Source organism: Caldalkalibacillus mannanilyticus JCM 10596 (genome assembly GCF_000615945.1).
GTDB classification, from domain to species: domain Bacteria; phylum Bacillota; class Bacilli; order Caldalkalibacillales; family JCM-10596; genus Bacillus_AT; species Bacillus_AT mannanilyticus.
Window position 1 is genome coordinate 15,197 of record NZ_BAMO01000023.1, and the last position, 24,368, is coordinate 39,564.

Sequence of the window (24,368 nt, forward strand, 5' to 3'; positions counted from 1 at the left end):
GTCTCACATCCTTTACGCTTTGGCATAAGAGGTGAGACCAGCTAGGCCTCACCTCCCCATTTCCATCAACTATTTTCGGTACTTTTCGAATTCTTTGTCAATTTTATCGACAGCATCATTCAAGTATTTTTTGATAGTTTCTGAATCTGTTACTTTATTTTGAGCGATCCTTAAGATGATATCTTTTGCAAATGTTTCCGATAAATACGGGTATCCTGGTGATACTGGACGTGACTTATTTGTATTTTGTACTTGGTACTTTAATACCGTCCAAGCTTCATTGTGGTAGGAGTTATCGGTATTCGTATTAATAACGTCAACAGAATTAATTCTTCCTGGAATAGCACCATTCGCATGAAAATATTCTTTATGTGCTTCGTCATTGTTCAGCCACTCCATGACTTCAACAATTTGTTTGATTCGATCCTCATCTTTAATTTGACCACTTCTAACGAATGCCCAACTTCCTGATGGCGTATATAATCCGTCGAAATTTCCACTCATTTTTGGATAGCGAACAGTTCTAAATTTAAGGCTTGGATAATTGTTTACAAGATCACTTACATACCAGAAACCACTTATAGATAAGGCTGATTTTCCAGTATGAAAGGTTTTTTCTGATTCTGCTGCATTGGCTAATGGTCTTTCTTCAAACAATTGGGCAAATTTAGTTAAAGCCCCCACACTTTTTTCACTATTTAACACACCGTCTACGGTCAGACCATCTTCAGCAATAATATTGGTATCATTTCCCCAAAGCAATGGTGTAAAATAATAGGTTCCCAATTCATACGCACCTGCAGGGATGTCTGTTAACAATAAGCTTGCGGCAACTTCATAATCTGTAAAAGAAGGATCATTTGTTGTTTGAGCAAAATCATCTATTTTTCTAGCGAGTGCCAAAAATTGATCCCATGTCCAATCTTCATCAACAGCAGGTACTAGAGCTTTTATGTCATCTGGTAAAGCATTGATCATGTCCTCATTGTACATAACAGCTACACCAGAATCTTGGTAGCCCATCGCATAAAATTCTCCATTGATTGTTCCTTGGTCGATCATAGCCTCAGTAAAGCCTTCTTTAAAGCCTTCTGACATATATCCATCTAAAACACCTAGGATTCCCGCATCAACATATGCAGCCACATCTGGCCCGTCAAGTGTAAAAATATCAGGTATGTTTCTAGCCGTAATCGCTGCATTTAACTTGTCAATGTAACCTGTACCAGCTCCCGCTCTTGTGATGTTTTCAATTTCTACTTGAAGCTTATCAGGATTAGCCTCATTATATCGTTTCACTCGTTCTGCAAACATTTTGCCTTCTGGATGATCAGCTGAAGCTTGTGTCCAAATGACAATTTTGTTATTCTCTTGGTTGGTATTACAGCCGACTAATGAAATAGATAATACTAACATCACAATAAAAAAGAATATTTTTTTCATACTTTCATCGATCCCCCTTATGTAGAATATTTGGAGAAAACGTATTCACGATTTCTGATTTCATATTACAATGTTGCAAAATACTCTGTCAACCACTTTTTAAAACGCTTTCATTTATTCTTTTAATATACTATAATATAAACATTACCACGTTAGCGACAATTAGTTACAATAAGAATACGTATTCATATTATTGCTGTATTATGTTTTGTTTTTTTTGGGAAAGGAGTCTACTATGAGTAAATTAACGATGAAGGACATTGCGAAACTCGCAAATGTTTCACAATCTACGGTTTCCCGTGTGATTAACGGGCATAAAGGCGTGAATGAAGAGGCTGCCAAGCGGGTATTAAGCGTTATTGAAGAAGTTGGCTTTATCCCCAATAATGCGGCTCAAACATTAAAAAGAAGCCAATCAAACATTATCGGTGTCTGTGTGACTGAGACATATAACCCTTATTTCGTCGAATTAATAGATACACTTGAGCTTGAAGCACGGAAAAATGGATATAATATTCTTCTGCATAACTCAAAACATAATCCGCTTACTGAATGGGAAAGCATCCAAAATTTCATTTCTCGACAAGTTGATGGAATCATCTTAATTCCAACGGGTGAATATAACATTCAACGAATCTGCAAACTAGCTACTCCATCGGTAGTAATAACTCAAAATCGAGAATATCTTGACAGCGTGGGTCTTGATCACATGAAGGGTGGGAGAATCGCAGGGGAAAACTTTATTTATACAGGACATAAAAAATTTGGTTTTATTGGGACAGTACCTGATGACAAATTTTTAGGTTATAAGAGTGTTTTATACGAAAACGGCTTCCATTTTGACTCAAACAATTTTGTCCGTCTTGAAGAAACCTCTACCAACAACTTTTTAATGAGAAGAGATATTGAAGCATATTTAAATCAGGTCGAACGGCTGGATTTTACATGTGCTTTTGCTGCTAATGATATAATGGCACTTGAATTCATGAGAGCAGCCCAAGAAAGAAACATTCGTATCCCTGAGGACATAAGTTTAATTGGATTTGATGACACGTACCTTGCTAAAATCATGGGGATCTCTAGTATTCATCAACCTATTGAAGAAATGGTTAAAACCACCTTTGATATCTTATTAGATCGTATTGAAAACGAGGTCTCTTCAGAAAAAATTCATATTAAACTAGAACCTACGCTTATAGAACGAAACAGCTCTGTATTTAAGAAAAATAACATTCCAACCTAGGCTTAGACGTCTAAGAATGATCATTTTGTTCTATCCAAAGAAGCCTTTTTTACGGCAAAGGGAGTGTCTCCTAGATCCTGTTGAAATAAAAGACATTTACTACTAAAATTATACACAAGTATCGACAATAGCATAACGACTTCTTAGAAGGGAGGTTGTTAATGAGTAAAGGCAAAAAAATACTTCTTGTATTACCGATATTAACAGTATTTCTTATTATTATTAATTTAATAACAGAACATGGAATCCTTTCAACACTTTTAATTACTGCTTCGATCTTTCTAAGTGTTAAAATTGTAGATTTAATTGACAAAAGAAACAAAAGTAGAAACGATGAGCATACGGATGAGTGAAAAACAAAAAAATCCCTGTACTTCGAGGGATTTTTTTGTTCCATTTTTTGATTCAATTATATAGTAAAGGTTCATAAGATAGCTCGACTTATTAACAAAGCCGAGCTTTAATTTAAATATCCAAATTACGCACATACTGCGCGTGCTCTTGAATAAAATCACGTCTTGGCTCAACCTTATCGCCCATAAGAGTTTCGAAGATGGTATCTGCTTCAATGGCATCCTGTAGACTGACTTGTAGGAAGGTACGACTCTCAGGGTCCATCGTGGTTTCCCAAAGCTGAGTCGGATTCATTTCACCTAATCCTTTGTAGCGCTGAATTCCTGGTTTCGGATTATCTCCTAATTCTGCAAGGGTTTTGTCTAGCTCTTTTTCGTTATAAGCATATAATACCTTTTTACCCTGCGAAACTTTATAGAGTGGTGGCTGAGCAATATAAACAAATCCTTTTTCAATCAAAGGCTTCATATAACGATAGAAGAAGGTGAGTAACAGGGTTCGAATATGAGCCCCATCGACATCGGCATCGGTCATGATGACAATCTTATGGTAACGAGCCTTTTCAATGTTAAAATCCTCTCCAATACCTGTTCCAAGAGCCGTAATAATCGCTCTAATTTCATTGTTAGATAAGATTTTATCTAATCTTGCCTTTTCTACGTTAATGATTTTTCCACGCAGGGGAAGAATTGCTTGGAAGTGACGATCACGTCCTTGCTTCGCCGATCCGCCCGCGGAATCACCCTCAACGATATAAATTTCACTAATGGAAGCATCCTTACTAGAACAATCCGCTAGCTTACCAGGTAAGGAGCTTACTTCTAGTGCACTCTTGCGTCGAGTTAGCTCTCTTGCTTTTTTCGCCGCTTCTCGGGCACGTGCTGCCATAAGTGACTTCTCAACCACTCTTTTGGCAATGCTAGGATTTTCATTAAGGAAGGTGGAGAAATGCTCAGCAAAAAGTGATTCTGTAATTCCTCTCGCTTCACTATTTCCTAGCTTGGTTTTGGTTTGACCTTCGAATTGCGGTTCTGGTATTTTGACCGAGATAATAGCAGCAAGCCCCTCACGTACGTCATCCCCTGTGAGATTCGTATCCGCATCCTTCAGTAAATTATACTTCCTCGCATAATCGTTAATGACACGAGTCAAGGCACTCTTAAATCCAGATTCATGAGTTCCTCCCTCGTGAGTATTAATATTATTGGCAAAGGAATAGATATTGCTCGTATAGCTATCGTTATATTGAATCGCAATCTCGACGTTAATCCCGTCTTTCTCTGCTTCGATATAGATTGGTTCATGCAATACTTCACGAGCCCGGTTTAAGTACTCAACAAAAGAAGCAATTCCTCCTTCATAGTGGAAGGCTTCTTCTTTCTTTTCTTCAGGTCGATCATCTGTCAGGATAATCTTTAACCCTTTGTTAAGGAAAGCCATCTCACGAATACGATTTCGTAAGGTATCGTAGTCATACTCAATGGTTTCTTGGAAAATCTCAGGATCAGGCTGAAAGGTGGTTTCCGTTCCTGTGATCTCTGTTTCACCAATGATTTCTAGATCAGCCTGAGGGACTCCTTGATGGTAACGCTGATAATAAATATTCCCATCACGATGGACACGCACCTCTAACCATGTAGATAAGGCATTCACAACCGATGCCCCTACTCCATGAAGTCCTCCAGATACTTTATATCCTTCTCCACCAAATTTTCCTCCAGCATGAAGGACGGTCATGATGACTTCTACAGCAGGACGACCCATTTTTTCATGGATACCAACTGGAATTCCTCTCCCGTTATCTTTTACTGTAATGCTGTTATTCTTATTTACGGTCACTTGAATGGTGTCACAATATCCTGCTAGGGCCTCATCAACACTGTTATCTACGACTTCCCATACTAAGTGATGTAGTCCACGCACAGTGGTAGATCCAATGTACATCCCTGGTCTTTTGCGAACGGCTTCAAGACCTTCAAGTACCTGTATCTGATTTTCATCATATGAGTGTTCTGTTATTGTCATTCTCTTTCACCTCTATTACGTTTCCTTTATGCTCTTCTATTTAGCGTTACTGAAGATATAGGGGAGCCATAGATATTCTGATTGGTAATAATAATGGATTTCGTTGTTTCCTCATCTAACCAGATCAAAGAACCTTTACTCCTTGCTTCCTCTAATAAGGGTTCTATTTTCTTTCTCGTTTCTGGTTTGGAGTAATCTAGAATTGCAATGATATCTCTAGCTAAAACAACGATATCGCCACCTACATGTATAAACATATTAAACCTCTTTCATCGCCTTGATCTGACCCTGACTAATTTCGTAAATCGAAGATTGATCTAAGAGCTCTTGATCAATTCCTTCAACAGAAGTATTGGTTACGAAAGTCTGTACTTTATTTTGAATTGCCTTGATCAAATGAGACCTACGATGATTATCTAGTTCGGAAAGAACATCATCCAACAAGAGAAGGGGGTACTCCCCGATTTCTGCATGAATTAATTCAATCTCAGCTAGTTTAAGCGATAAAGCAGTTGTTCGTTGTTGGCCTTGTGAACCAAATTGTTGAACATTTTTTCCATTGACAATCAATTGTATGTCGTCTCGGTGTGGACCTACTAAGGTAGAACCTCGTGCTTCTTCTTGCTCTCTTATTTTATCAAATTTTTGGGTCAAAGCTTCAATAATTTCTTGTTCAGTGAAGCCTTTTTCAATCGGTGTCGAGTAGATATAGTGAATGTGTAATTCTTCTCTTCCATTGGAGATTCGTTCATGGATTGGAGCAGCCCATGTTTCTAACTGTTGAATAAAATTGGCTCTCTTGACCAATAATTTAGCGGCTACTTCAATTAGTTGTTGAGTAAAAATATCGACCATAGGTCTGTTTTCATTTCGTTTGGCCCAATCCTTCAATAAAGTGTTGCGCTGGATTAATAATTTATGATAATGAGATAAATAATAGAGGTAAGTTGAGCTAACCTGTCCGATCTCCATATCAATAAAACGGCGTCGCACCTGAGGACTACCCTTGACAAGTTCAAGGTCCTCAGGTGCAAACATGACTACATTCAATAACCCTACATAATCACTTAATTTACGTTGTTCCATCCGATTCGCTTTGGCTTTCTTCCCCCGATTCGTAATTTGCAGCTCAAGAGGAAGGGAGCCATATTTTTTCTCAATGACTCCTTGAATGGTGGCAAAATCTTGGTTCCAAGCAATGAGTTCCTTATCCTTGGAGGTACGATGTGATTTGGCTAAAGCCAGAACATAGAGCGACTCTAAGATATTTGTTTTTCCTTGAGCGTTGTCCCCAATGAAGAGATGAATACCTGGATGGAAGGACAGATTCATGTGCTCATAGTTTCGATATTGTCTAAGGGTTAGTTCTTTTACATACACCGGAATCCTCCTAGCTATCTCCACTAATTTGAAACTGTCCCATGCCTTCAATCATAATCAGGTCGCCGGGATATAGTTTTTTACCGCGACGATTCTCATTTTCACCATTTACTTTGATTTCATGTTCAGCTAGGAACCATTTGACATGTCCCCCTGTGTCTACGGCTCCAACCAATTTAATTAGTTGTCCTAATGTAATGTAAGGGGTGTTGATTGTTACATTTGACAATGAACATTCTCCTTTTTCTCTCTTGTCTTAGTAAGTTCGGACAGGAAGGACAAGATGCAAGATCCGATCATGGTCTGTCGGTTTGATGACAAAAGGACTCATCGCTCCTGTAAAACCAATCGTAATTTCTTGGCTGTCAATTGCTCTTAAGGCATCTAACACAAATTTAGCGTTAAAAGAGATTTTCAATTCTTCACCAGAAATTTCTTTTACTTCAACCTGTTCACTTACTTTCCCTACCTCGGGGGAATTAGAGTAGATTTGAATTTGACCTTTTTCCGTTGTAAACAAGCTCACCACATGTTTTCCATCTTTCGCTAGTAGAGAAGCACGTTCGATGGCTTGCAGGAGCTGCTTCGTTTCTAGAGTCATGCTTGTTTTACTTTGCTGAGGAATAATCCTTGAAGTATCAGGATATGTACCATCTAATAGTCTAGAAAAGAATAAAATATGGTTTGCTTTAACTAAGATCTGATTATTTGTCACGACAATATCAATCATTTCATCCTGATCATCAAGGATACGACTTAGTTCATTTAAGCTTTTACCGGGGATAACAATATTTTTGAACTGAAGGTTCTCCCCAGCCTCCACAGTAATCTGTCTTTGAGCCAGTCGATGACTATCTGTAGCTACAAACGTCAATTGACCATCCTCTAGCTGCCAGAGCACTCCTGTTAATATAGGTCTTGACTCTTGGCTAGATACAGCAAAGGAGGTTTGGCGTATCGTGCTTTTAAATAGATCACTTGAAATAGATAAAACCTTGTCTTCATCAATTTGAGGAAGTCTTGGGTATTCCTCAGGATCTAATCCTTTTAAGTTAAATTCAGATTGACCTGAACGAATGTTGGTGACAAATTGATCTGTAACCTCAATTTCAATGAGAGAGTCGGGTAATTTTTTGACAATCTCTGTGAGGTATTTTGATGGTAGGACGATACTACCTAGTTTAACCACTTTTACAATTTCTTTTCCATCTTTTTCAATTGGAATAGATGCTTGAATGGATATATCTGAATCACTACCTGTTAGTATACATTCTGTATGAGTTACAGTTAATTTAATCCCTGTTAGGATGGGAATCGTTGTTCTAGATGATACAGCTTTAGAAACCTGTCCAACTGCTTGAGCTAAGTGTTCACGATTAATGACTATATGCATTTTTTTACCTCCAAAAAATGTATCAAACCAGTACTTCTATTTTAGCATAATCCTATATATTTATCATAAAATAATATAATCGTAGTAGTAGGGGCTGTGGATATGTGGGAAAGCCCTTGAAGAAAGGAAAAGAAAGCTTATACACATGTGGATATCTTGTGTACAGGCTTTCTTTGTTATACACATGTTCATTTATGAATTTTTGATGATCTCAATCAGAGATTGAATTGTTTTTTGAATATGTGTATCCGTTTGAATGCTTTTTTTGATTTTATCTTGGGCATGGATGACGGTTGTGTGGTCGCGCCCTCCAAATTCTTCTCCAATTTTGGGGAGAGAAGCATCTGTTAGCTCCCTAGATAGATACATGGCAATTTGTCTGGGGAAGGCTACGGCTTTGGTTCTCTTCTTGGCTTTAAATTCTTCTACTTTCAGTCCAAAATGATCGGAAACAACTTGCTGTATACGATAGATGGTAATCATTTTAGGTTTACTATTTGGAATAATGTCCTTCAGCGCTTCGGTCGCTAGCTCCGCATTCATATCCTGATTTACTAGAGAACTATACGCTACGACACGAATCAGGGCGCCTTCTAATTCACGGATATTGGTATCAATTTGGTTCGCGATATAAACCATCACATCATTCGGGATATCCAAGTTTTCTGCTTTTGCTTTCTTTCGTAAGATCGCAATCCTCGTTTCTAAATCAGGAGGAGTAATATCTGTGATTAAACCCCATTCAAATCGAGAGCGCAAACGATCCTCTAATGTAGGGATTTCCTTCGGCGGACGATCGCTTGAGATAATAATTTGTTTACTTTCCTCATGAAGAGAGTTAAAGGTATGGAAAAATTCTTCTTGTGTCTGTTCTTTGCCCGCCAGAAATTGAATATCATCAATTAATAAGATATCGATGTTCCGATAACGATTACGAAACTCGACCGTTTTGTTATCACGAATCGAGTTAATAAATTCATTCGTAAATTTTTCTGAGGAGAGATAGACTACTTTGGCTTTTGGATTGTGTTCGACAATATATTGTCCTATAGCGTGCATCAGATGCGTTTTTCCTAGCCCAACGCCACCATAGATAAAAAGTGGATTATAGGCTTTAGCTGGTGCTTCGGCGACAGCGAGTGAGGCAGCATGAGCAAAGCGATTTCCAGCTCCAATAACAAAAGAATCAAAGGTGTATTTTGGGTTTAGCATGCTCTGATGATTTTCTTCCGCTTGAGCTTGCTGTTCCATTTGCTTATTTTTTTGGAAAGCGAGTTCAAGATCAAGATCCTCAACCTGCTGGTTTTGAGGGATGATGAACTTAATGGTCAGCTCAGAACCAGTTAAATCAAAAATCGTTTCAGATATAAGATTGAGGTATCTAGACTCTAACCAGTCTCTTGCAAATTCATTGGGAGCAGTGATGACTAACTGATCTCCTTTAAGAGAAGAAGCTTTGGTCGATTTTAGCCACGTATCAAAACTAGGTTTGCTTAGCTTTTTTTTGATTTCACCTAGAGTTTGACTCCATAAATCGTTTAAATTTTCCATTCTTTTGTTTCCTTTCTTAAAAAAAACACATAATGTAGGACGTCATGCATATACATTAAGTAATCATTGTGTGTACAAAAAAATAAAGTCACTACGGGTAACAACGCGACTTTTGTAGGTTATTGTGGAAAATGTGGGTAAGTGTTATTCACATTGTGCAAAAGATGTCCACATAGTTGTCCACACGTGTGGATAAATCAGAGTTAAATCTTCTTATCCACATCATGAAAGTATCATAATCATAACAGAAAGAACCATTGAATTCAATGGTTTTATTTGAGTTATCCACAAGGTGTACATGTTGTGGTCAAATTTTATTCACAGTACTATATTTTGTTTATAGGTTGTGAATAGAATGTTGATTCCTGTCGACAGCTGTTGAAAACTTATGCACAATCATAAAAAGGAAAAAGGAGATTGACTTTTTTCAAAAAGCTTCTTATAATAGATGAGAATGTCTAAAGAAGTGAAGTTTTTTCTCCAAGGGGAGGTGTCATAGATGAAACCAACATTTCAACCAAATAATCGTAAGCGCAAAAAAGTGCATGGTTTCCGTGCGAGAATGAGTACTAAGAATGGTCGAAAAGTACTTGCTCGTCGTCGTAAAAAGGGAAGAAAAGTTTTATCTGCATAGGCCACTGAATCTCAGTGGTCTTTTTTCTCATTTTTAGGTAAAATAAAAAAGTGGTGTTTACGGGGTTCGCTTTACAGTTAGACTAGAAACGTAAGGAATTGAATCTCGGGAGGATCATTATGGAAAAAAGCCATCGTCTACAAAAGAATGAGCATTTTCAGCATGTATTTAAAAGAGGGAGCTCCATTGCGAACCGACAATTAGTTCTTTATTATATGCCAAACCCTGATACTCCTGAGTTTCGTCTGGGTATTTCAGTCAGTAAGAAGATTGGACATGCTGTCATCCGTAATAAAATAAAACGATTACTAAAGGAAGCTGTCCGAGCGGAAAAGGATCGTATCCCAAAAGGCTATGATTTCATACTGATTGTCAGAAAGCCAGCTGCAGACCTTGGATTGGAAGAGTTACAATCGAGTGTGATTCATTTATTGAAGAAAGCTAGATTATATAAGAAGGTTAGGCATATACATGGTAGTGCTACATAGCGAAGGAGTGAAGAAATCTTGAAGAAATTATTCTTAGCAATGATTACTTTCTATCGCCGATTTCTCTCTCCTCTAAAACCACCATCTTGTCGATTTATGCCCACATGTTCTCAATATGCCTATGAAGCTATTTCTAAATATGGGGCAGTAAAAGGCGGTTTTTTAGCACTAAAAAGAATCATAAAGTGTCATCCATTCCACCGCGGAGGGATTGACCGTGTTCCATAATGAGGAGCCGAACAGTGTTAGGAGGAATCGTATTGTCACGTAAGATTTTACTTGTGCTCATGTTAATTGCTTTTTCAATGATCGCTACAGGTTGTAGCTTTGAAGAAACCATTGAAATGGAAACATGGCAGGATCGTGGAATATGGGATAAATACTTCGTCTATCCTTTATCCTATGCTCTTGATTATTTTGCCATACTCTTTAATCCTACAGAGGATCGAGGCTTCGATCGTTATGGCTGGTCTATTGTTGTTGTTACGATTTTATTGAGATTGCTTACATTGCCACTGATGATTAAGCAAATCAAAAGCTCGAAAATGATGCAAATGCTTCAGCCTGAAATGATGAAGATTCGTGAAAAATTTAAAAATGATCAACAAAAAATGCAAATGGAAACGATGAAATTATTCCAAAAGCATAATGTCAATCCATTTGCAGGATGTATGCCTATTTTAGTTCAAATGCCTATTCTCATTGCTTTCTATCATGCCATTATGAGAAATGGTTCGATTGCTAGCCATTCGTTTTTATGGCTACCTGATTTAGGAAGTCCAGATCCATATTACATCTTGCCAATTTTAGCGGGGATTACGACGTATTTCCAAACCAAAATGATGGGGAGTATGAATAATAATCCGCAGATGCAAATTCTGCTTTATGTCATGCCTATTATGATTTTAATTTTTGCGATTAGCTTCGCATCGGCACTATCTTTATATTGGGTTGTCGGAAATTTATTTACCATTGCACAAACCTATTTTATGAAAGATATGTATAAATTAAATCAGGAGGGTGCTGCTAAGTGAGCAAAGTGACTGTGACGGCGAAAACGATAGAACAAGCTGTGAAGTCGGCTCTAAGTCAGTTACAAACTAGCGAGGATTTAGTCAACATTCGTGTGATCGAAGAGCCTAGTAAGGGGTTTTTTGGATTTGGTTCAAAACAAGCTGTTGTTGAAGTAGAAGTAAAGGAAGTCGTTCAAGAATCTCAGAGCCAAGCTGCTGCTGCTGTTGAACAAGAGGAATCATTGTTAGATAAGGATTGGCTTGAAGAAGCAAAGCACTTCTTAGAAACGATTCTTTCTCAAATGGGGTTGAGTGTACGTGTTACAGTCGAGCCAAGGGAAGAGCATACGATTTTTAACGTTCAGGGCGAGGGGATCGGTCTAATGATCGGTCGCCGTGGGCAAACCCTTGATTCTATACAATATCTTACTAACTTAGTTGCCAATCGTTATTCCAAGGATTATGTAAGAATTGTGATTGACCCTGAGAATTATCGGGCGAGACGTCAAGAAACCCTTGAACAACTCGCAGATCGAGTGGCAAAAAAAGTTGTTCGCTCAGGAGAAAAGATGGTACTTGAACCAATGAATCCAGCGGAGAGAAAAATTATCCACACCCACTTACAGGAGTACGCTGGGATCAGCACGAAAAGCCAAGGTGAAGGAAACAATCGGCGTATTGTTGTATTCCCTAGACAATCCAAGCATCTTGAATAATAATAATCATCTGTTTTGAGTGAGAGCTTTCCTACTAGGAAGGCTCTTTTTTCTTTTGCATCAGAGGAAATATGTGTTATTCTATTTGTTTAGGGGAACCCTTAATAATGATGATGTGTTGTGGAAAACTTGAGGTGATTCGAAATGAATTTAGATACAATAGCGGCAATTTCAACTCCTATGGGAGAAGGCGGGATCGCGATCATTCGGGTGAGTGGTGTTGAAGCCATCGGAGTTGTGGATAAGTTATTTAAAGGGAAAGACAAATTATCCACTGTGGATAGTCATACGATCCATTATGGATATTTAATTGATCCACAGAGTGGACAAAAAATTGAAGAGGTGATGGTTTCTGTTTTAAGAGCACCCAGAACCTTTACTCGTGAAGATATTGCAGAGGTTAATTGTCACGGAGGAATTGTTTCTGTCAAGAGAGTGCTTCAATATATATTAGATGCGGGAGCGAGATTAGCAGAGCCAGGAGAATTTACGAAACGGGCGTTTTTAAATGGAAGGTTGGACCTTTCTCAAGCAGAGGCTGTTATTGATCTGATTCGTGCTAAGTCTGATAAAGCAATGAATATTGCCTTGCAGCAGGTAGAGGGAAGACTATCTAAGCTAATCACTAAATTACGACAAGATCTGATTGAAACCTTGGCTCACATTGAGGTGACCATTGATTATCCTGAGCATGATGTAGAGGAATTTACGCATCAATTTCTGCTGGAGAAATGTACGACTGTTCGCCTTGAAATTGAGCGATTATTACAAACTGCTGACCAAGGAAAAATATTACGTGAAGGGCTTTCTACCGCGATTATCGGCAGACCTAATGTGGGGAAATCATCCTTGTTGAATACCTTAGTTCATGAGTCCAAGGCAATCGTCACAGATATACCAGGTACGACTCGAGATGTGATTGAGGAGTATGTTACTGTTCGAGGCGTTCCATTGAAGCTGCTTGATACAGCTGGAATTCGAGAAACGGAGGATGTTGTCGAAAAAATTGGTGTCGAAAAATCTCGAAAAGTGATTCATGAGGCAGACTTGGTGCTTTTGGTTCTCAATTATAATGAAGAATTGACAGAGGAAGATCGTCAGTTGATGTCATTGGTTCAAGAGAGAAAATCGATTATAATTGTGAATAAGACCGATTTAACGCAGAAAATAGACTTAGGAGAGGTAAAAGCCTTGGTCCCTGAAAAAACGATTATTACGACTTCTTTAAAAGAGGAAGAAGGCATCGAAGCATTAGAACAAGCCATTGCTGATTTGTATTTTTCTGGTGGAATGGAATTAGGAGATATGACTTACGTCAGTAATGCCAGACACATTTACCTATTAAAACAGGCACAGCGTTCCATTGAAGAAGCGATTGAAGGAATCTCGATGGGAGTTCCGATTGATGTTGCTCAAATTGATATACAGAAAACCTGGGAGCTGCTTGGCGAAATTATTGGAGATGCGGTAAGTGAAAGTTTGATTGATCAATTGTTCTCACAGTTTTGTTTAGGAAAATAGAAAGTAGACATGATGTGCATAAGGAGGAATGGGAATGAGATATCGTGGGGAAGAATTTGATTGCATCGTCATTGGAGCGGGGCATGCAGGGTGCGAAGCAGCGTTAGCAGCAGCAAGAATGGGCAGCTCGACATTGCTATTGACCATTAATTTAGACGCTGTGGCTTATATGCCTTGTAATCCCTCAGTGGGTGGACCGGCTAAAGGGCATGTTGTACGTGAAATTGATGCTCTAGGTGGAGAAATGGGCAGGAATATTGATAAAACCTATATTCAAATCCGCCTATTAAATACCGGCAAGGGACCCGCTGTACAGGCTCTTCGTGCTCAAGCAGACAAGTTTCTGTACCAGCAAATGATGAAGGAAACCATTGAGAAGGAGCCTAACCTAACCTTGCGTCAGGCAATGGTGGAAGAGCTTATTGTAGAAGATGGGGTCTGTAAAGGGGTTGTGACAAAAACTGGAGCAGAATATGTTGCTAAGACAGTGGTTTTAACGACAGGAACCTATCTAAGAGGAAAAATCATATTAGGTGAGCTTGCTTATGAAAGCGGACCGAATAACCAGCAGCCTTCGATTCGTTTATCTCAGCATCTAGAGGAGCTTGGTTTTGACTTAGTTCGTTTTAAAACAGGTACTCCTCCTAGAGTTCATGCTGACAGTATTGATTATAGTCAAACAGAGATTCAGCCAGGGGATGATAAACCCTTAGCTTTCTCCTATGAAACGACTGATTTTCGGACGAATGACCAGCTACCATGCTGGTTAACATACACAGGCGATGAAACACACCAAGTGATTAATCATAACCTTTCTCGTTCTCCTATGTATGGGGATTCTAAAACAATTGAAGGAACGGGACCGCGATATTGTCCTTCTATTGAAGATAAGATCGTTCGCTTTCATGATAAGCCAAGGCATCAGATCTTCTTAGAACCAGAGGGAAGGAGCACCTCAGAGGTTTATGTGCAAGGCTTGTCTACAAGCTTACCTGAGGATGTTCAATTGAAGATCCTACGCTCGATTAGTGGCTTAGAAAATTGCAGAATGATGCGTCCAGGCTATGCCATTGAATATGATGCAATTGTCCCCACTCAATTGTGGCCATCGCTGGAAACGAAACGAATTAAAAACCTATTTACTGCTGGTCAAATTAATGGAACAAGTGGCTATGAAGAAGCAGCAGGTCAAGGCTTAATGGCAGGAATTAATGCCGCCCTCAAGGTTCAGGGGAAGGACCCATTGATTCTAGATCGCTCTCAAGCCTATATAGGAGTATTAATTGATGACCTAGTGACGAAGGGAACGAGAGAGCCTTATCGTTTATTAACCTCTAGAGCTGAATATCGTTTATTACTACGGAACGATAATGCAGATCTACGCTTAACAGAGGTAGGGTATGAAATTGGTCTCATCAAAGAGGCGAGATATCAGAAGTTTGTAGAGAAGAAGAAATTCATTGAAGAAGAAATTGAACGCTTATCTCAGGTTAAAGCACGACCTGATGAAAAGACGCAAGAGATTCTTCGTTCTGTTGGTTCAAAGGAATTAAACAATGCCTACGATTTACTGACCTTGTTGCGCAGACCAGAGGTTACGTATAAAGAAATTGAAATGATCTCTCGTTCTGAAAAGGATTTACCAAAGGAAGTCAAGGAACAGGTAGAAATACAGGTCAAATATGCAGGATATATTGATAAGCAGTTATTACAGGTAGAGAAACTAAAAAACATGGAAAACAAGAAGCTAGCTGAAGATCTTGATTATCACTCCATTTCTGGCTTAGCGAAGGAAGCACGTGAAAAATTGTCGATGGTGAAGCCGTTAAATATCGCTCAAGCCTCTCGTGTTTCTGGAGTTACACCTGCTGATATTTCCATCCTGCTTATTTACCTTGAGCAGATGAACAGAGTGAAAGTATAAGGAGTCGTCGAGATGAATATTGAAGCTTTTCGTACCGGATTGAGTGAAAAAGGGATTATCCTTTCAGCAAAGCAATTAGATCAGTTTCAGCTTTACTTTTCTTTACTTGTAGAATGGAACGAAAAAATGAATTTAACTGCGATCACGAGTCAAGAAGAAGTATATTTAAAACACTTTTTTGACTCGATCTCAGCAGCCTTTTATTTTGACTTTACACCTGACTATTCTATTGTAGATGTGGGGGCAGGAGCGGGATTCCCTAGTTTGCCCCTTAAAATTTGTTTTCCTCATTTAAAGGTTACCATTGTCGATTCCTTAAATAAACGAATCCAATTCCTGCATCATCTTGCTGAACAATTAGGGCTTAAAAATACCCAGTTCTTTCACAGCAGAGCAGAGGAATTTGCTCAGCAAAAAGAGCATCGAGAGCAATATGATGTAGCGATGGCAAGAGCTGTCGCTCGCTTAAATATTTTAAGTGAGCTTTGTCTACCTCTTGTGAAGAAGGAAGGGCATTTTATTGGAATGAAAGGTATGAAGGGGGAGGATGAGCTTTCTGAAGCCAAGAAGGCGATTCAAATCCTTGGTGGGAGCATTCAGAAAGTATCTACCTTTCAATTACCTGAAGAGGAAGCTGACAGAACAATTATCGTCATTGATAAAATAAAGGAAAGCCCTAAAAAATATCCGAGAAAGCCTGGAATTCCAAATAAACAACCTATTGTATAGACTCTAGTAGAATAAGTTCTTTTATTATAAAAAATAAAATGTTTCACGTGGAACATTTTATTTTTTTTGCAGGAAAATGTGTTAAAATGGAGAATGTTAATATGGAGTAATAGCATAGGTGGTGTAAGCCATATGAGAGAACAATTTTCTCGTTTTTTTGGTCTAGCTGTAGAAAAACACGAAGTTGAAGAGGTCAAGCATATTCCGGTTCAGAAGATCGTTGCCAACCGCTATCAGCCACGTACTATTTTTGATGATGAAAAAATAGATGAATTAGCCCAAACAATAAGAACACATGGAATTATTCAACCGATTGTTGTACGTGAAAGCGATAATGATCAATATGAAATTATTGCTGGGGAACGCCGTTGGAGGGCTTGTCGCAAGCTTGGTCTAGAGGAAATTCCCGCAATTATCCGGAATTTGAATGATACCCAATCTGCTTCTGTTGCCTTAATAGAAAACTTACAACGGGAAGGGCTAACATCAATAGAAGAGGCTTATGCTTATCAGAAATTGATTGAATTACATGACTTAACTCAAGAAAGCTTAGCTCAGAGATTAGGGAAGGGGCAATCGACGGTTGCTAACAAGCTAAGGCTTCTTCATTTGCCAGAAGAGTGTCATGATGCTTTAAGAAAGAGATTGATTACAGAGCGTCATGCTCGTGCTTTGTTGATATTGAAAGAACCAGAGCTACAGAAAAGCTTCTTATTAGAAATTATTGAAAAAAATCTAAATGTAAAGCAAACAGAGGATAGAATAGAACAATTTTTTAATAAGAAAGAAGATACCAAGAAGAAACAAGTAAGAAAAGCTTTTTCAAGAGATATGAGGATTGCGATGAATACCATTCGTCAATCCATTGATATGGTAGTCAAAAGCGGCTTGCATATTGAAACAGATGAAAAAGACCATGAAGATTATTATGAATTTACGATTAAAGTACCTAAAAAGTAAGACGATGGCGGCTTAGGCCGCCATTGTTTGCGCTAATCTACATCAAGAAGAACCTGAATATAATGAGGTGAAATAATAATGGGAAAGATTATTGCTATAGCTAATCAAAAGGGTGGTGTTGGAAAGACAACCTCTTCCATTAACTTAGGAGCTAGCTTAGCAACATTAGGAAAGAAAGTATTGTTAGTCGATATTGATCCCCAAGGAAATACCACAAGTGGAATAGGTGTAAATAAAGCAGATGCTCCCTATTGTATCTATGATGTTTTAATTAATGAAGTAAGTCCCAAAGATGCAACGATTCAAACAAGTATTGAAGGACTCTCTATTATTCCAGCTACAATTCAACTTGCGGGTGCAGAAATTGAGTTAGTCCCCACCATTTCACGAGAGATACGCTTGAAAAAAGCCTTACAAACAGTCAGCGATGGATATGATTTTGTCTTAATAGATTGTCCTCCTTCATTAGGAATCTTAACCATTAACTCCTTAACAGCTGCTGATTCAGTATTAATTCCCATACAATGCGAATATTATGCCTTAGAAGGACTTAGTCAGTTATTAAATACGATCCGTCTTGTCCAAAAGCATCTCAATACAAATTTGCTGATCGAAGGTGTTTTATTGACGATGCTGGATGCCAGAACGAACTTAGGGATTCAAGTCATTGAAGAGGTGAAGAAATACTTTCAGGATAAAGTATACCAAACCATTATTCCACGAAATGTGAGATTAAGTGAAGCTCCCAGTCATGGACAATCGATCATTTCTTATGATCCTAGATCAAAAGGAGCTGAGGTATACCTAGAATTGGCTAAGGAAGTGATTAGTCATGTCTAAACGTTTAGGAAGAGGATTAGATGCCCTATTTCCTTCGTTAGAAATTACGGAAGACGAGAAAATCATTCAAATTAACCTGACAGAAATCAGACCCAACCCCTATCAACCACGGAAAGAATTTGCTGCTGATGCCATTGAAGAATTAAAGCAATCAATTTTAGAGCATGGCGTGATTCAACCTATTATAGTTAAGAAAAGTATCAAAGGGTATGAAATTATTGCAGGGGAGAGGCGCTTTAGAGCCTCCAAGGAAGCCAATTTAAAAACGATTCCAGCGGTTGTCAAAGACCTAACAGAAAATCAAGTGATGGAGATTGCTTTAATTGAGAATATTCAACGCGAAGACTTGAATGCCATTGAAGTAGCGGTTGCCTATCATAAATTAATGGATCGTTTTAAATTAACTCAGGATGAATTGGCTCAGAAGGTAGGAAAAAGTCGTCCTCATGTCGCCAATATCTTGAGATTACTACAGCTACCTGAGAATGTTCAGGAATATGTTTCACGTGGAACATTGTCAATGGGACATGCTAGGGCACTGTTAGGAATTAAAGATCGAAAAAAATTATTACTGCTAGCTAAGAAGTGCATTGATGAAGGACTTAGTGTTCGTCAGCTTGAGCTCACAATACAAAAATTAGAAAATGTTTCACGTGAAACAAAAAAATTAAAATCTAAAAATCCAGCAGATGTATTTATTACCCGTTATGAGGATAGATTAAAAAGCTCGTTAGGAACCTCTGTGAAAATCAAAAAGGGAGAAAAGAAGGGGAAAATCGAAATAGACTTCTTTTCTGATGAAGATTTAGAACGGATTATTGAACTGTTAAATAGAGAATCATAAAGGATATCAGCTTAAGGATCTAAGGATAAGCGAAAAAATAGAAAAACACTGCCTACTCTTTTATCATGATTAATGATAGAAGTGGTAGGGAGTGTTTTTTCAGAAAATAGGTGATGAATAGGTATGATCTATTTTGATAATGCTGCTTCTACATGGCCAAAGCCTGAAGGGGTAGGAGAGGCAATGCTGGAAGCTGTAAAGGAGTATGGAGCTAATCCAGGTAGAGGAGGGCATCAGCTTTCCTTAAAAGCAAGTCGTGTTGTTTTTCAAACAAGAGCGGCACTAGCCAAACTATTTGGAATTAAGGACCCGACCAATATCGTGTTCTTTTCCAATGCCACTGTAGCTTTAAATCAGGTGATTAAGGGCTTTAGGTGGCAAGAGGGAGATCATGTTATTTCTACAACGTATGAGCATAATTCTGTCCGACGTCCGCTGGAGTTTATTCATAGGGAGTATGGTGTGCAAGTAAGCTATATAGAACCAGATCATAATGGTCATATTCCGTTAGATGAAGTAGAAAAGCTCATTCATAGCAAGACCAAATTAATAGTCTGTACTCATGTGTCTAATTTAACTGGGAGCATCCTGCCTGTAACAGAGATAGGACATTTAGCTAAGCAACATCAAGTCCCATTTCTAGTGGATGCCTCACAGTCAGCAGGGAGCATCCCCATTCATATCTCAGAAATGAATATTGATTTATTAGCCTTTCCAGGGCATAAAGGATTGTATGGGCCTCAAGGAACAGGAGGACTTTATATCTCCCCAGACATTGATCTCCTTCCTCTGGTTCATGGTGGGACAGGAAGTCAATCCGAATCTATTGACCAACCTACTGTTCGACCAGATCGCTACGAATCAGGTACGGTCAATACGCCCGGAATTGCAGGATGGAAGGCAGGCTTAGATTTTGTCATGCAAGAAGGAATCGATACGATATGGGAGCATGAACGAAGCTTAACGCAGTATGCCCTTCAGGAGCTTAAAAAAATAGAACAAGTGATTATCTATGGTCCTGATGAGGAAGTGGAGAGAGCGCCAGTCATTCCTATTAATATTAAAGGAATGGATGCACAAGAGTGCTCCTTTATCCTTGATCAGCATTTTGGTATTGCGACGAGGGCAGGGATGCATTGTACTCCGCTTGGGCATCAAGCCATTCAGACCATTGAATCAGGTGCGGTTCGAATCAGTTTTGGCTACTTTAATACCTTAGAAGAAATTGATCAGTTGATTGTTGCCGTAAAAGAGATTAGTAAAAGCGTAGCAACGACATAAAATCATAGAGAGTAAAGAGGAGAAATCATAGCATGGTGCTAGCAGGGGTTATTGTCAATACAATCGCTATTATTGTTGGAGGTTTATTAGGACAAGTTTTCACCAATATTAAGCAAGAAACGAAAGATACGATTATGAAAGCCATTGCTGTAGCGATCCTTGTCTTGGGATTGAATATGGCGCTGAAGGGTGTACAGAGTGAATACTTTTTAATTGTTCTATTTAGCCTTGTCCTAGGTGGGGTATGGGGAGAATGGGCTGAATTAGAGAAGAAGTTAGAGAAATTAGGACAGTGGATTGAAAGCAAGGTAGGGAAGAAGAAAAAAGGAAATATAGCCAAAGCCTTTGTCACCACCACATTGATTTATTGTATAGGAGCGATGGCAGTGATTGGTGCACTCGATAGTGGTTTGAGAATGGATCATAATGTGTTGTATACCAAATCATTTCTAGATGGCTTTACCGCGATCATCTTTTCTTCCACGCTTGGCATCGGTGTTGTCTTTTCCGCCATTCCCGTTTTCTTGTATCAGGGAATCATGGCTCTTGGTGCAACCTACATAAATCAGTTTGTTGAACCTCAATTAATCGAAAGAATCATAGAGGATATTACGGCAACAGGTGGGATTCTGATTGTAGGAATTGCCTTAAATATGCTAGAAGTGACGAAGCTAAAAGTAGGAAATCTGCTTCCTTCCTTATTGGTTGCTGTTCTATTAACTGCTGCTGTGTACTATATTCAGCTTATGTTATAAAAAACAAGTAATAAAGGATAAATGATTAGACCATTAGATCAAATGATAAAAATAAAGCAAAAAAGACCTGGATTTCACAAAAGATGAGGGGAGGAGAGTGCTCCTGTTCATCAAGTGAAACCAGGTCTTTTTTTAGAGAAGGGAAAGGAGCTACCTTTTGACCGCCATTTCCTCTTTCAATACTTCAGTAAGGATGTGGATTCCTTCCTTGATCTTTTCTGGAGTAGAATGGCTAAAGTTAAGGCGTAAGGTATGCTGTTCAGGATCATTCACATAGAAGGGGGCTCCTGGAACAAAAGCGACTCCTTTTTGTACAGCAATGGCAAGTAAATCTGTTGTGTTGATAGATGGGTGAAGCTCCAACCAGAAGAACATGCCTCCTTGAGGAGTAGCGAAGCGCAGGTCCTCAATATCCGCTTCTAACAGGAGTTGATTCATGATTTGCATCCTCTGCTGATACTCATCTCTTATCACTTGAATATGTTGATCTAATTCAAAGTCACGCAATAAGAAATACAGAGCGTGCTGAGAGAGCGAATTGGAATGGAGAACGGCTGCTTGTTTAAATTGTGCCATCATTTTAATGATCTCCAAGGGTCCTGTGATCCATCCTGTACGTACAGCGGGAGCTACTGTCTTAGAGAACGTACTGGTATAGAGGACTGTGGAACCTTCAGTATCATAGGCAGCTATAGGGTAAATTTGCTCATCAGTAAATTGTATTTCACCATAAGGATCATCCTCAAGGATAACAATATGATGTCTTTGGGCTACTTCTAACACAGCTTTACGTCTAGCTTCCGACCAGACTTTCCCGACTGGGTTAGAGAAGGTAGGTACAACATAAATACACTTTGGTTGGTATTGCTTAATTTTCTGTTCAAGATCTTCAGGAAACATTCCATTTTCGTCTGAGAGGACAGGAATAATCCTTGCCTCGTAAGAACCAAATACTTGATTAGCTGCTAAATAGGTAGGGTTTTCAGTTAAGACAACATCCCCAGCATCAAGCATGGTACGAGCAAAAAGGTCAATGGCTTGTTGAGATCCTGTTGTAATGAGCAGGTTATCAACATGTGTATAAATCTTTTTCTTCCTTTCTAAGCGAGCTACAATCTGTTCTCGTAAGGGGATATAGCCCTCCGTCAGACCGTATTGCAGAGATTTTGCTCCGGATAGAAAAGCTTTATCAAAGGACTCCTTAATCACCTCTACAGGAAAAAAATCCTCAGAAGGTAACCCTCCTGCAAAAGAAATGATGTTACCCTTGTCAATAATTTTAAGTATGTCACGAACAGCAGAAGATGTAATATTTCGAGATCTTTTAGCAAATGAATACGGCACGGTTTCCCTACTCCTTTATTTGATTATTCTGAATATTTTATCTGACAAATGACGAAAAATTAGTAATGTAATGAATATAACAAAAAAGCAAGGTTTGTCTTGCTTTTTTTGAGATTTTTTATGAGTATTTTCACTAATCATTACGAAGGGAGTTCTTTGGGTTTAATTGTTCCGGTTTTTCGATTCAAATGAACTGTTGCATAGTAGATGGAGGTGGCTATTTTGTCAGCCATTTTCATAACGATGGATAGACGAGTATTTTGCAAGACAAAGTATTCCATAAATCCACCAACATTCACAATACCCGTGATATGAATATCTCCAATCTCCGGCAGTTTTTTCTGCACGCCAGCTCCAGGCTTAAGAGGTCCCTCAGCCAGAGTAATCATGCCGACACTTTTTAATTCTCCCAAGCAGGCATCAATGGCAATAATGTATGGAAAGCGGTGCTTTTGTTTAATCATTAGGATCGTTTCTTCAAGATTCATCGCATGAACAGGTTCATCTAGCGTACCGTACACTGTCACATTCTCAGGGTAGAGCTTCTGTAGTTTTGAACCAACAATAGGTCCCAATGCATCACCTGTGGATCGGTCTGTTCCTATGCAGACAAAAATGATGTCATAAAAATCTATCTTAGATAATAGAGTGGAGTATAAGTGATAGGAGAGTCCTTCTACCATCCGGTTGTTTTGATAGGAATCACGAAAAAGGGGAGCAGGAGGAGTCTGTTCTATATTATTAATCATAAAAAGCCTCCTTATCAAGATCTAAATCTTTAACAGTATACGGATAAATATTGGAAAATATACGCCTTAGTCTATAATATTCATGCGTCAATGAAAGGGGGAATGAATTGGGTGCTGAAAGGGTCACCATTTTTTAATGGGCTGAAGGTCGCTTTTTTGATTATTGGGACAACCATCGGAGCCGGTTTTGCTTCGGGAAGAGAGATATGGGAGTTTTTTTCTTCTTATGGGGAAGGAAGCAGTTTTTTTATTGTACTGTCCATGCTGCTCTTTTCTGTAAGCTGTTATATTATTTTATCGATTAGTCATCAGCTTCAAGCGCCTCATTATGTGGCTGTGCTACAGGAGTTGATTGGAAAGAAGGCAAGCATCGTGTATGATCTCCTTATTTTCCTCTATCTATTATCGACGACGGTGGTCATGTTTGCCGGGAGTGGAGCGACCTTGGAATATTGGTCACTTTCTTATTGGATGGGTGTGAGTATAATGGGGATCTTCGTTATTCTCGTTTTTTTAAGAGACGTTGAAGGAATCATGTCACTGAATGGCATTCTTATCCCTATTTTGCTTGTGACCTTGGTGGCTGTGTGTGCTCTTTTTTTATGGGGAGGCTATGGACAAGGGGGAGAGGGGGACTCGATTCAAAAATATTGCCATCTTCCATCGCTTTTACTGCCCTTAATATCCTACCCTTGATAGCTGTATTGTCTGCTGTCGGAGCAAGGATGAAGCCGAATGAAATTAAGCTTGCCAGTGTCTTTAGTGCGATTGGATTGTGTTCTATCGCTTTTCTATACAATCAATCTCTTCTATTAATTACGCATGAAATTGCTTTATTTGAAGTTCCTTTATTCGCGATTTTAAGATATTTACCTGAAGGATTGCTGCTTGGTGTGACCTTTGTTTTATGGTTAGCCATTTATACGACAGCTGTAAGTGGGATCTTTGGACTGGTTTCTCGTTTTAAAGAAAATAGTAATCTCCCTCAGTGGTTGTTGGCAGGCTTGATTATTCTTCTTATCATTCCCTTAACCAAATTTGGTTTCTCTAATCTTGTTCGAGTTCTCTATCCTTTGTACGGGGTCTTAAATTTATTTATTCTAGCGATGATCTTACTCTATCCGATGGCTAAGATGAAAAAAATAAGGTAGAATAGAGGGTATTGTTGGAGAATAATTGTT

26 protein-coding genes are annotated in these 24,368 nt (G+C 38.7%); 17 read left to right on the top strand and 9 right to left on the bottom strand.

Features of this window, described 5'->3' with window-relative positions:
- Positions 1 to 69: 69 nt before the first annotated feature.
- Positions 70 to 1,443 carry an ABC transporter substrate-binding protein gene (locus JCM10596_RS12995; protein ID WP_025027503.1) on the bottom strand — a complete coding sequence of 458 codons (1,374 nt, stop codon included), beginning with the start codon at positions 1,441 to 1,443 and terminating at the stop codon, positions 70 to 72.
- A 235-nt stretch (positions 1,444 to 1,678) separates the two neighbouring features.
- Here JCM10596_RS12995 and JCM10596_RS13000 point away from each other — a divergent pair, with 235 nt between their 5' ends.
- Positions 1,679 to 2,686, top strand: a complete 1,008-nt coding sequence (locus JCM10596_RS13000) for a LacI family DNA-binding transcriptional regulator (protein WP_025027504.1) — start codon at positions 1,679 to 1,681, stop codon at positions 2,684 to 2,686.
- Between the two features lie 161 nt (positions 2,687 to 2,847).
- Positions 2,848 to 3,039, top strand: a complete 192-nt coding sequence (locus JCM10596_RS13005; RefSeq protein WP_025027505.1) for a hypothetical protein — start codon at positions 2,848 to 2,850, stop codon at positions 3,037 to 3,039.
- A gap of 112 nt (positions 3,040 to 3,151) precedes the next feature.
- Here JCM10596_RS13005 and gyrB read toward each other — a convergent pair whose 3' ends face one another.
- The 6 genes from gyrB to dnaA form a co-directional block, all read right to left on the bottom strand.
- The gene (gene gyrB, locus JCM10596_RS13010; protein ID WP_025027506.1) at positions 3,152 to 5,065 is read right to left on the bottom strand and encodes a DNA topoisomerase (ATP-hydrolyzing) subunit B; all 1,914 of its coding nucleotides are present in this window, start codon (positions 5,063 to 5,065) and stop codon (positions 3,152 to 3,154) included.
- Between the two features lie 26 nt (positions 5,066 to 5,091).
- Positions 5,092 to 5,322, bottom strand: a complete 231-nt coding sequence (remB, locus tag JCM10596_RS13015; RefSeq protein WP_025027507.1) for an extracellular matrix regulator RemB — start codon at positions 5,320 to 5,322, stop codon at positions 5,092 to 5,094.
- Between the two features lies 1 nt (position 5,323).
- Positions 5,324 to 6,445, bottom strand: coding sequence for a DNA replication/repair protein RecF (recF, locus tag JCM10596_RS13020; RefSeq protein WP_025027508.1), 1,122 nt, complete (start codon positions 6,443 to 6,445; stop codon positions 5,324 to 5,326).
- 10 nt (positions 6,446 to 6,455) lie between these two features.
- The gene (gene yaaA / locus JCM10596_RS13025) at positions 6,456 to 6,674 is read right to left on the bottom strand and encodes a S4 domain-containing protein YaaA (protein ID WP_025027509.1); all 219 of its coding nucleotides are present in this window, start codon (positions 6,672 to 6,674) and stop codon (positions 6,456 to 6,458) included.
- Between the two features lie 27 nt (positions 6,675 to 6,701).
- Positions 6,702 to 7,838, bottom strand: coding sequence for a DNA polymerase III subunit beta (dnaN, locus tag JCM10596_RS13030; protein WP_025027510.1), 1,137 nt, complete (start codon positions 7,836 to 7,838; stop codon positions 6,702 to 6,704).
- Positions 7,839 to 8,030: 192 nt separating this feature from the next.
- The gene (gene dnaA, locus JCM10596_RS13035; protein ID WP_025027511.1) at positions 8,031 to 9,389 is read right to left on the bottom strand and encodes a chromosomal replication initiator protein DnaA; all 1,359 of its coding nucleotides are present in this window, start codon (positions 9,387 to 9,389) and stop codon (positions 8,031 to 8,033) included.
- Between the two features lie 499 nt (positions 9,390 to 9,888).
- Between dnaA and rpmH the strand changes: the two genes are divergently transcribed.
- From rpmH to JCM10596_RS13095, 13 genes are all read left to right on the top strand, one after another.
- The gene (gene rpmH, locus JCM10596_RS13040) at positions 9,889 to 10,023 is read left to right on the top strand and encodes a 50S ribosomal protein L34 (RefSeq protein ID WP_025027512.1); all 135 of its coding nucleotides are present in this window, start codon (positions 9,889 to 9,891) and stop codon (positions 10,021 to 10,023) included.
- A gap of 119 nt (positions 10,024 to 10,142) precedes the next feature.
- Positions 10,143 to 10,511 carry a ribonuclease P protein component gene (gene rnpA, locus JCM10596_RS13045; protein ID WP_025027513.1) on the top strand — a complete coding sequence of 123 codons (369 nt, stop codon included), beginning with the start codon at positions 10,143 to 10,145 and terminating at the stop codon, positions 10,509 to 10,511.
- Between the two features lie 15 nt (positions 10,512 to 10,526).
- Positions 10,527 to 10,739 (top strand): membrane protein insertion efficiency factor YidD, encoded by a 213-nt coding sequence (gene yidD / locus JCM10596_RS28745; protein WP_081792036.1) that lies wholly within the window; start codon positions 10,527 to 10,529, stop codon positions 10,737 to 10,739.
- Between the two features lie 26 nt (positions 10,740 to 10,765).
- Positions 10,766 to 11,545: a membrane protein insertase YidC gene (yidC, locus tag JCM10596_RS13050; RefSeq protein WP_234410506.1), complete on the top strand. Its 780-nt coding sequence runs from the start codon at positions 10,766 to 10,768 to the stop codon at positions 11,543 to 11,545.
- Positions 11,542 to 12,240 (top strand): RNA-binding cell elongation regulator Jag/EloR, encoded by a 699-nt coding sequence (gene jag, locus JCM10596_RS13055; RefSeq protein ID WP_025027515.1) that lies wholly within the window; start codon positions 11,542 to 11,544, stop codon positions 12,238 to 12,240. Before yidC ends, jag begins: the two co-directional genes overlap by 4 nt.
- Before the next feature lie 144 nt (positions 12,241 to 12,384).
- Positions 12,385 to 13,761 carry a tRNA uridine-5-carboxymethylaminomethyl(34) synthesis GTPase MnmE gene (gene mnmE / locus JCM10596_RS13060; RefSeq protein WP_025027516.1) on the top strand — a complete coding sequence of 459 codons (1,377 nt, stop codon included), beginning with the start codon at positions 12,385 to 12,387 and terminating at the stop codon, positions 13,759 to 13,761.
- A gap of 34 nt (positions 13,762 to 13,795) precedes the next feature.
- Positions 13,796 to 15,685 (top strand): tRNA uridine-5-carboxymethylaminomethyl(34) synthesis enzyme MnmG, encoded by a 1,890-nt coding sequence (gene mnmG, locus JCM10596_RS13065; protein ID WP_025027517.1) that lies wholly within the window; start codon positions 13,796 to 13,798, stop codon positions 15,683 to 15,685.
- 12 nt (positions 15,686 to 15,697) lie between these two features.
- Positions 15,698 to 16,414, top strand: a complete 717-nt coding sequence (gene rsmG, locus JCM10596_RS13070) for a 16S rRNA (guanine(527)-N(7))-methyltransferase RsmG (RefSeq protein WP_025027518.1) — start codon at positions 15,698 to 15,700, stop codon at positions 16,412 to 16,414.
- Between the two features lie 132 nt (positions 16,415 to 16,546).
- The gene (gene noc, locus JCM10596_RS13075) at positions 16,547 to 17,374 is read left to right on the top strand and encodes a nucleoid occlusion protein (RefSeq protein WP_025027519.1); all 828 of its coding nucleotides are present in this window, start codon (positions 16,547 to 16,549) and stop codon (positions 17,372 to 17,374) included.
- 78 nt (positions 17,375 to 17,452) lie between these two features.
- On the top strand, positions 17,453 to 18,214 hold the full coding sequence (locus JCM10596_RS13080) for a ParA family protein (RefSeq protein WP_025027520.1): 762 nt from the start codon (positions 17,453 to 17,455) through the stop codon (positions 18,212 to 18,214).
- The gene (locus JCM10596_RS13085) at positions 18,207 to 19,058 is read left to right on the top strand and encodes a ParB/RepB/Spo0J family partition protein (protein ID WP_025027521.1); all 852 of its coding nucleotides are present in this window, start codon (positions 18,207 to 18,209) and stop codon (positions 19,056 to 19,058) included. Before JCM10596_RS13080 ends, JCM10596_RS13085 begins: the two co-directional genes overlap by 8 nt.
- 117 nt (positions 19,059 to 19,175) lie before the next feature.
- The gene (locus JCM10596_RS13090; RefSeq protein ID WP_025027522.1) at positions 19,176 to 20,339 is read left to right on the top strand and encodes an aminotransferase class V-fold PLP-dependent enzyme; all 1,164 of its coding nucleotides are present in this window, start codon (positions 19,176 to 19,178) and stop codon (positions 20,337 to 20,339) included.
- Positions 20,340 to 20,371: 32 nt separating this feature from the next.
- A complete protein-coding gene (locus tag JCM10596_RS13095) occupies positions 20,372 to 21,094 on the top strand; it encodes a DUF554 domain-containing protein (protein ID WP_025027523.1) in 723 nt (240 codons plus the stop codon).
- A gap of 150 nt (positions 21,095 to 21,244) precedes the next feature.
- Here the strand turns inward: JCM10596_RS13095 and JCM10596_RS13100 are convergent, their stop codons facing one another.
- Positions 21,245 to 22,438, bottom strand: a complete 1,194-nt coding sequence (locus tag JCM10596_RS13100) for an aminotransferase-like domain-containing protein (RefSeq protein ID WP_025027524.1) — start codon at positions 22,436 to 22,438, stop codon at positions 21,245 to 21,247.
- A gap of 140 nt (positions 22,439 to 22,578) precedes the next feature.
- Entirely contained in the window at positions 22,579 to 23,187 is a 609-nt protein-coding gene (gene yyaC / locus JCM10596_RS13105) for a spore protease YyaC (RefSeq protein WP_051541308.1), read from the bottom strand.
- 102 nt (positions 23,188 to 23,289) lie between these two features.
- Between yyaC and JCM10596_RS30280 the strand changes: the two genes are divergently transcribed.
- On the top strand, positions 23,290 to 23,883 hold the full coding sequence (locus JCM10596_RS30280; protein WP_234410502.1) for a hypothetical protein: 594 nt from the start codon (positions 23,290 to 23,292) through the stop codon (positions 23,881 to 23,883).
- A 29-nt stretch (positions 23,884 to 23,912) separates the two neighbouring features.
- A complete protein-coding gene (locus tag JCM10596_RS30285; RefSeq protein ID WP_051541310.1) occupies positions 23,913 to 24,338 on the top strand; it encodes a hypothetical protein in 426 nt (141 codons plus the stop codon).
- Positions 24,339 to 24,368 lie beyond the last annotated feature (30 nt).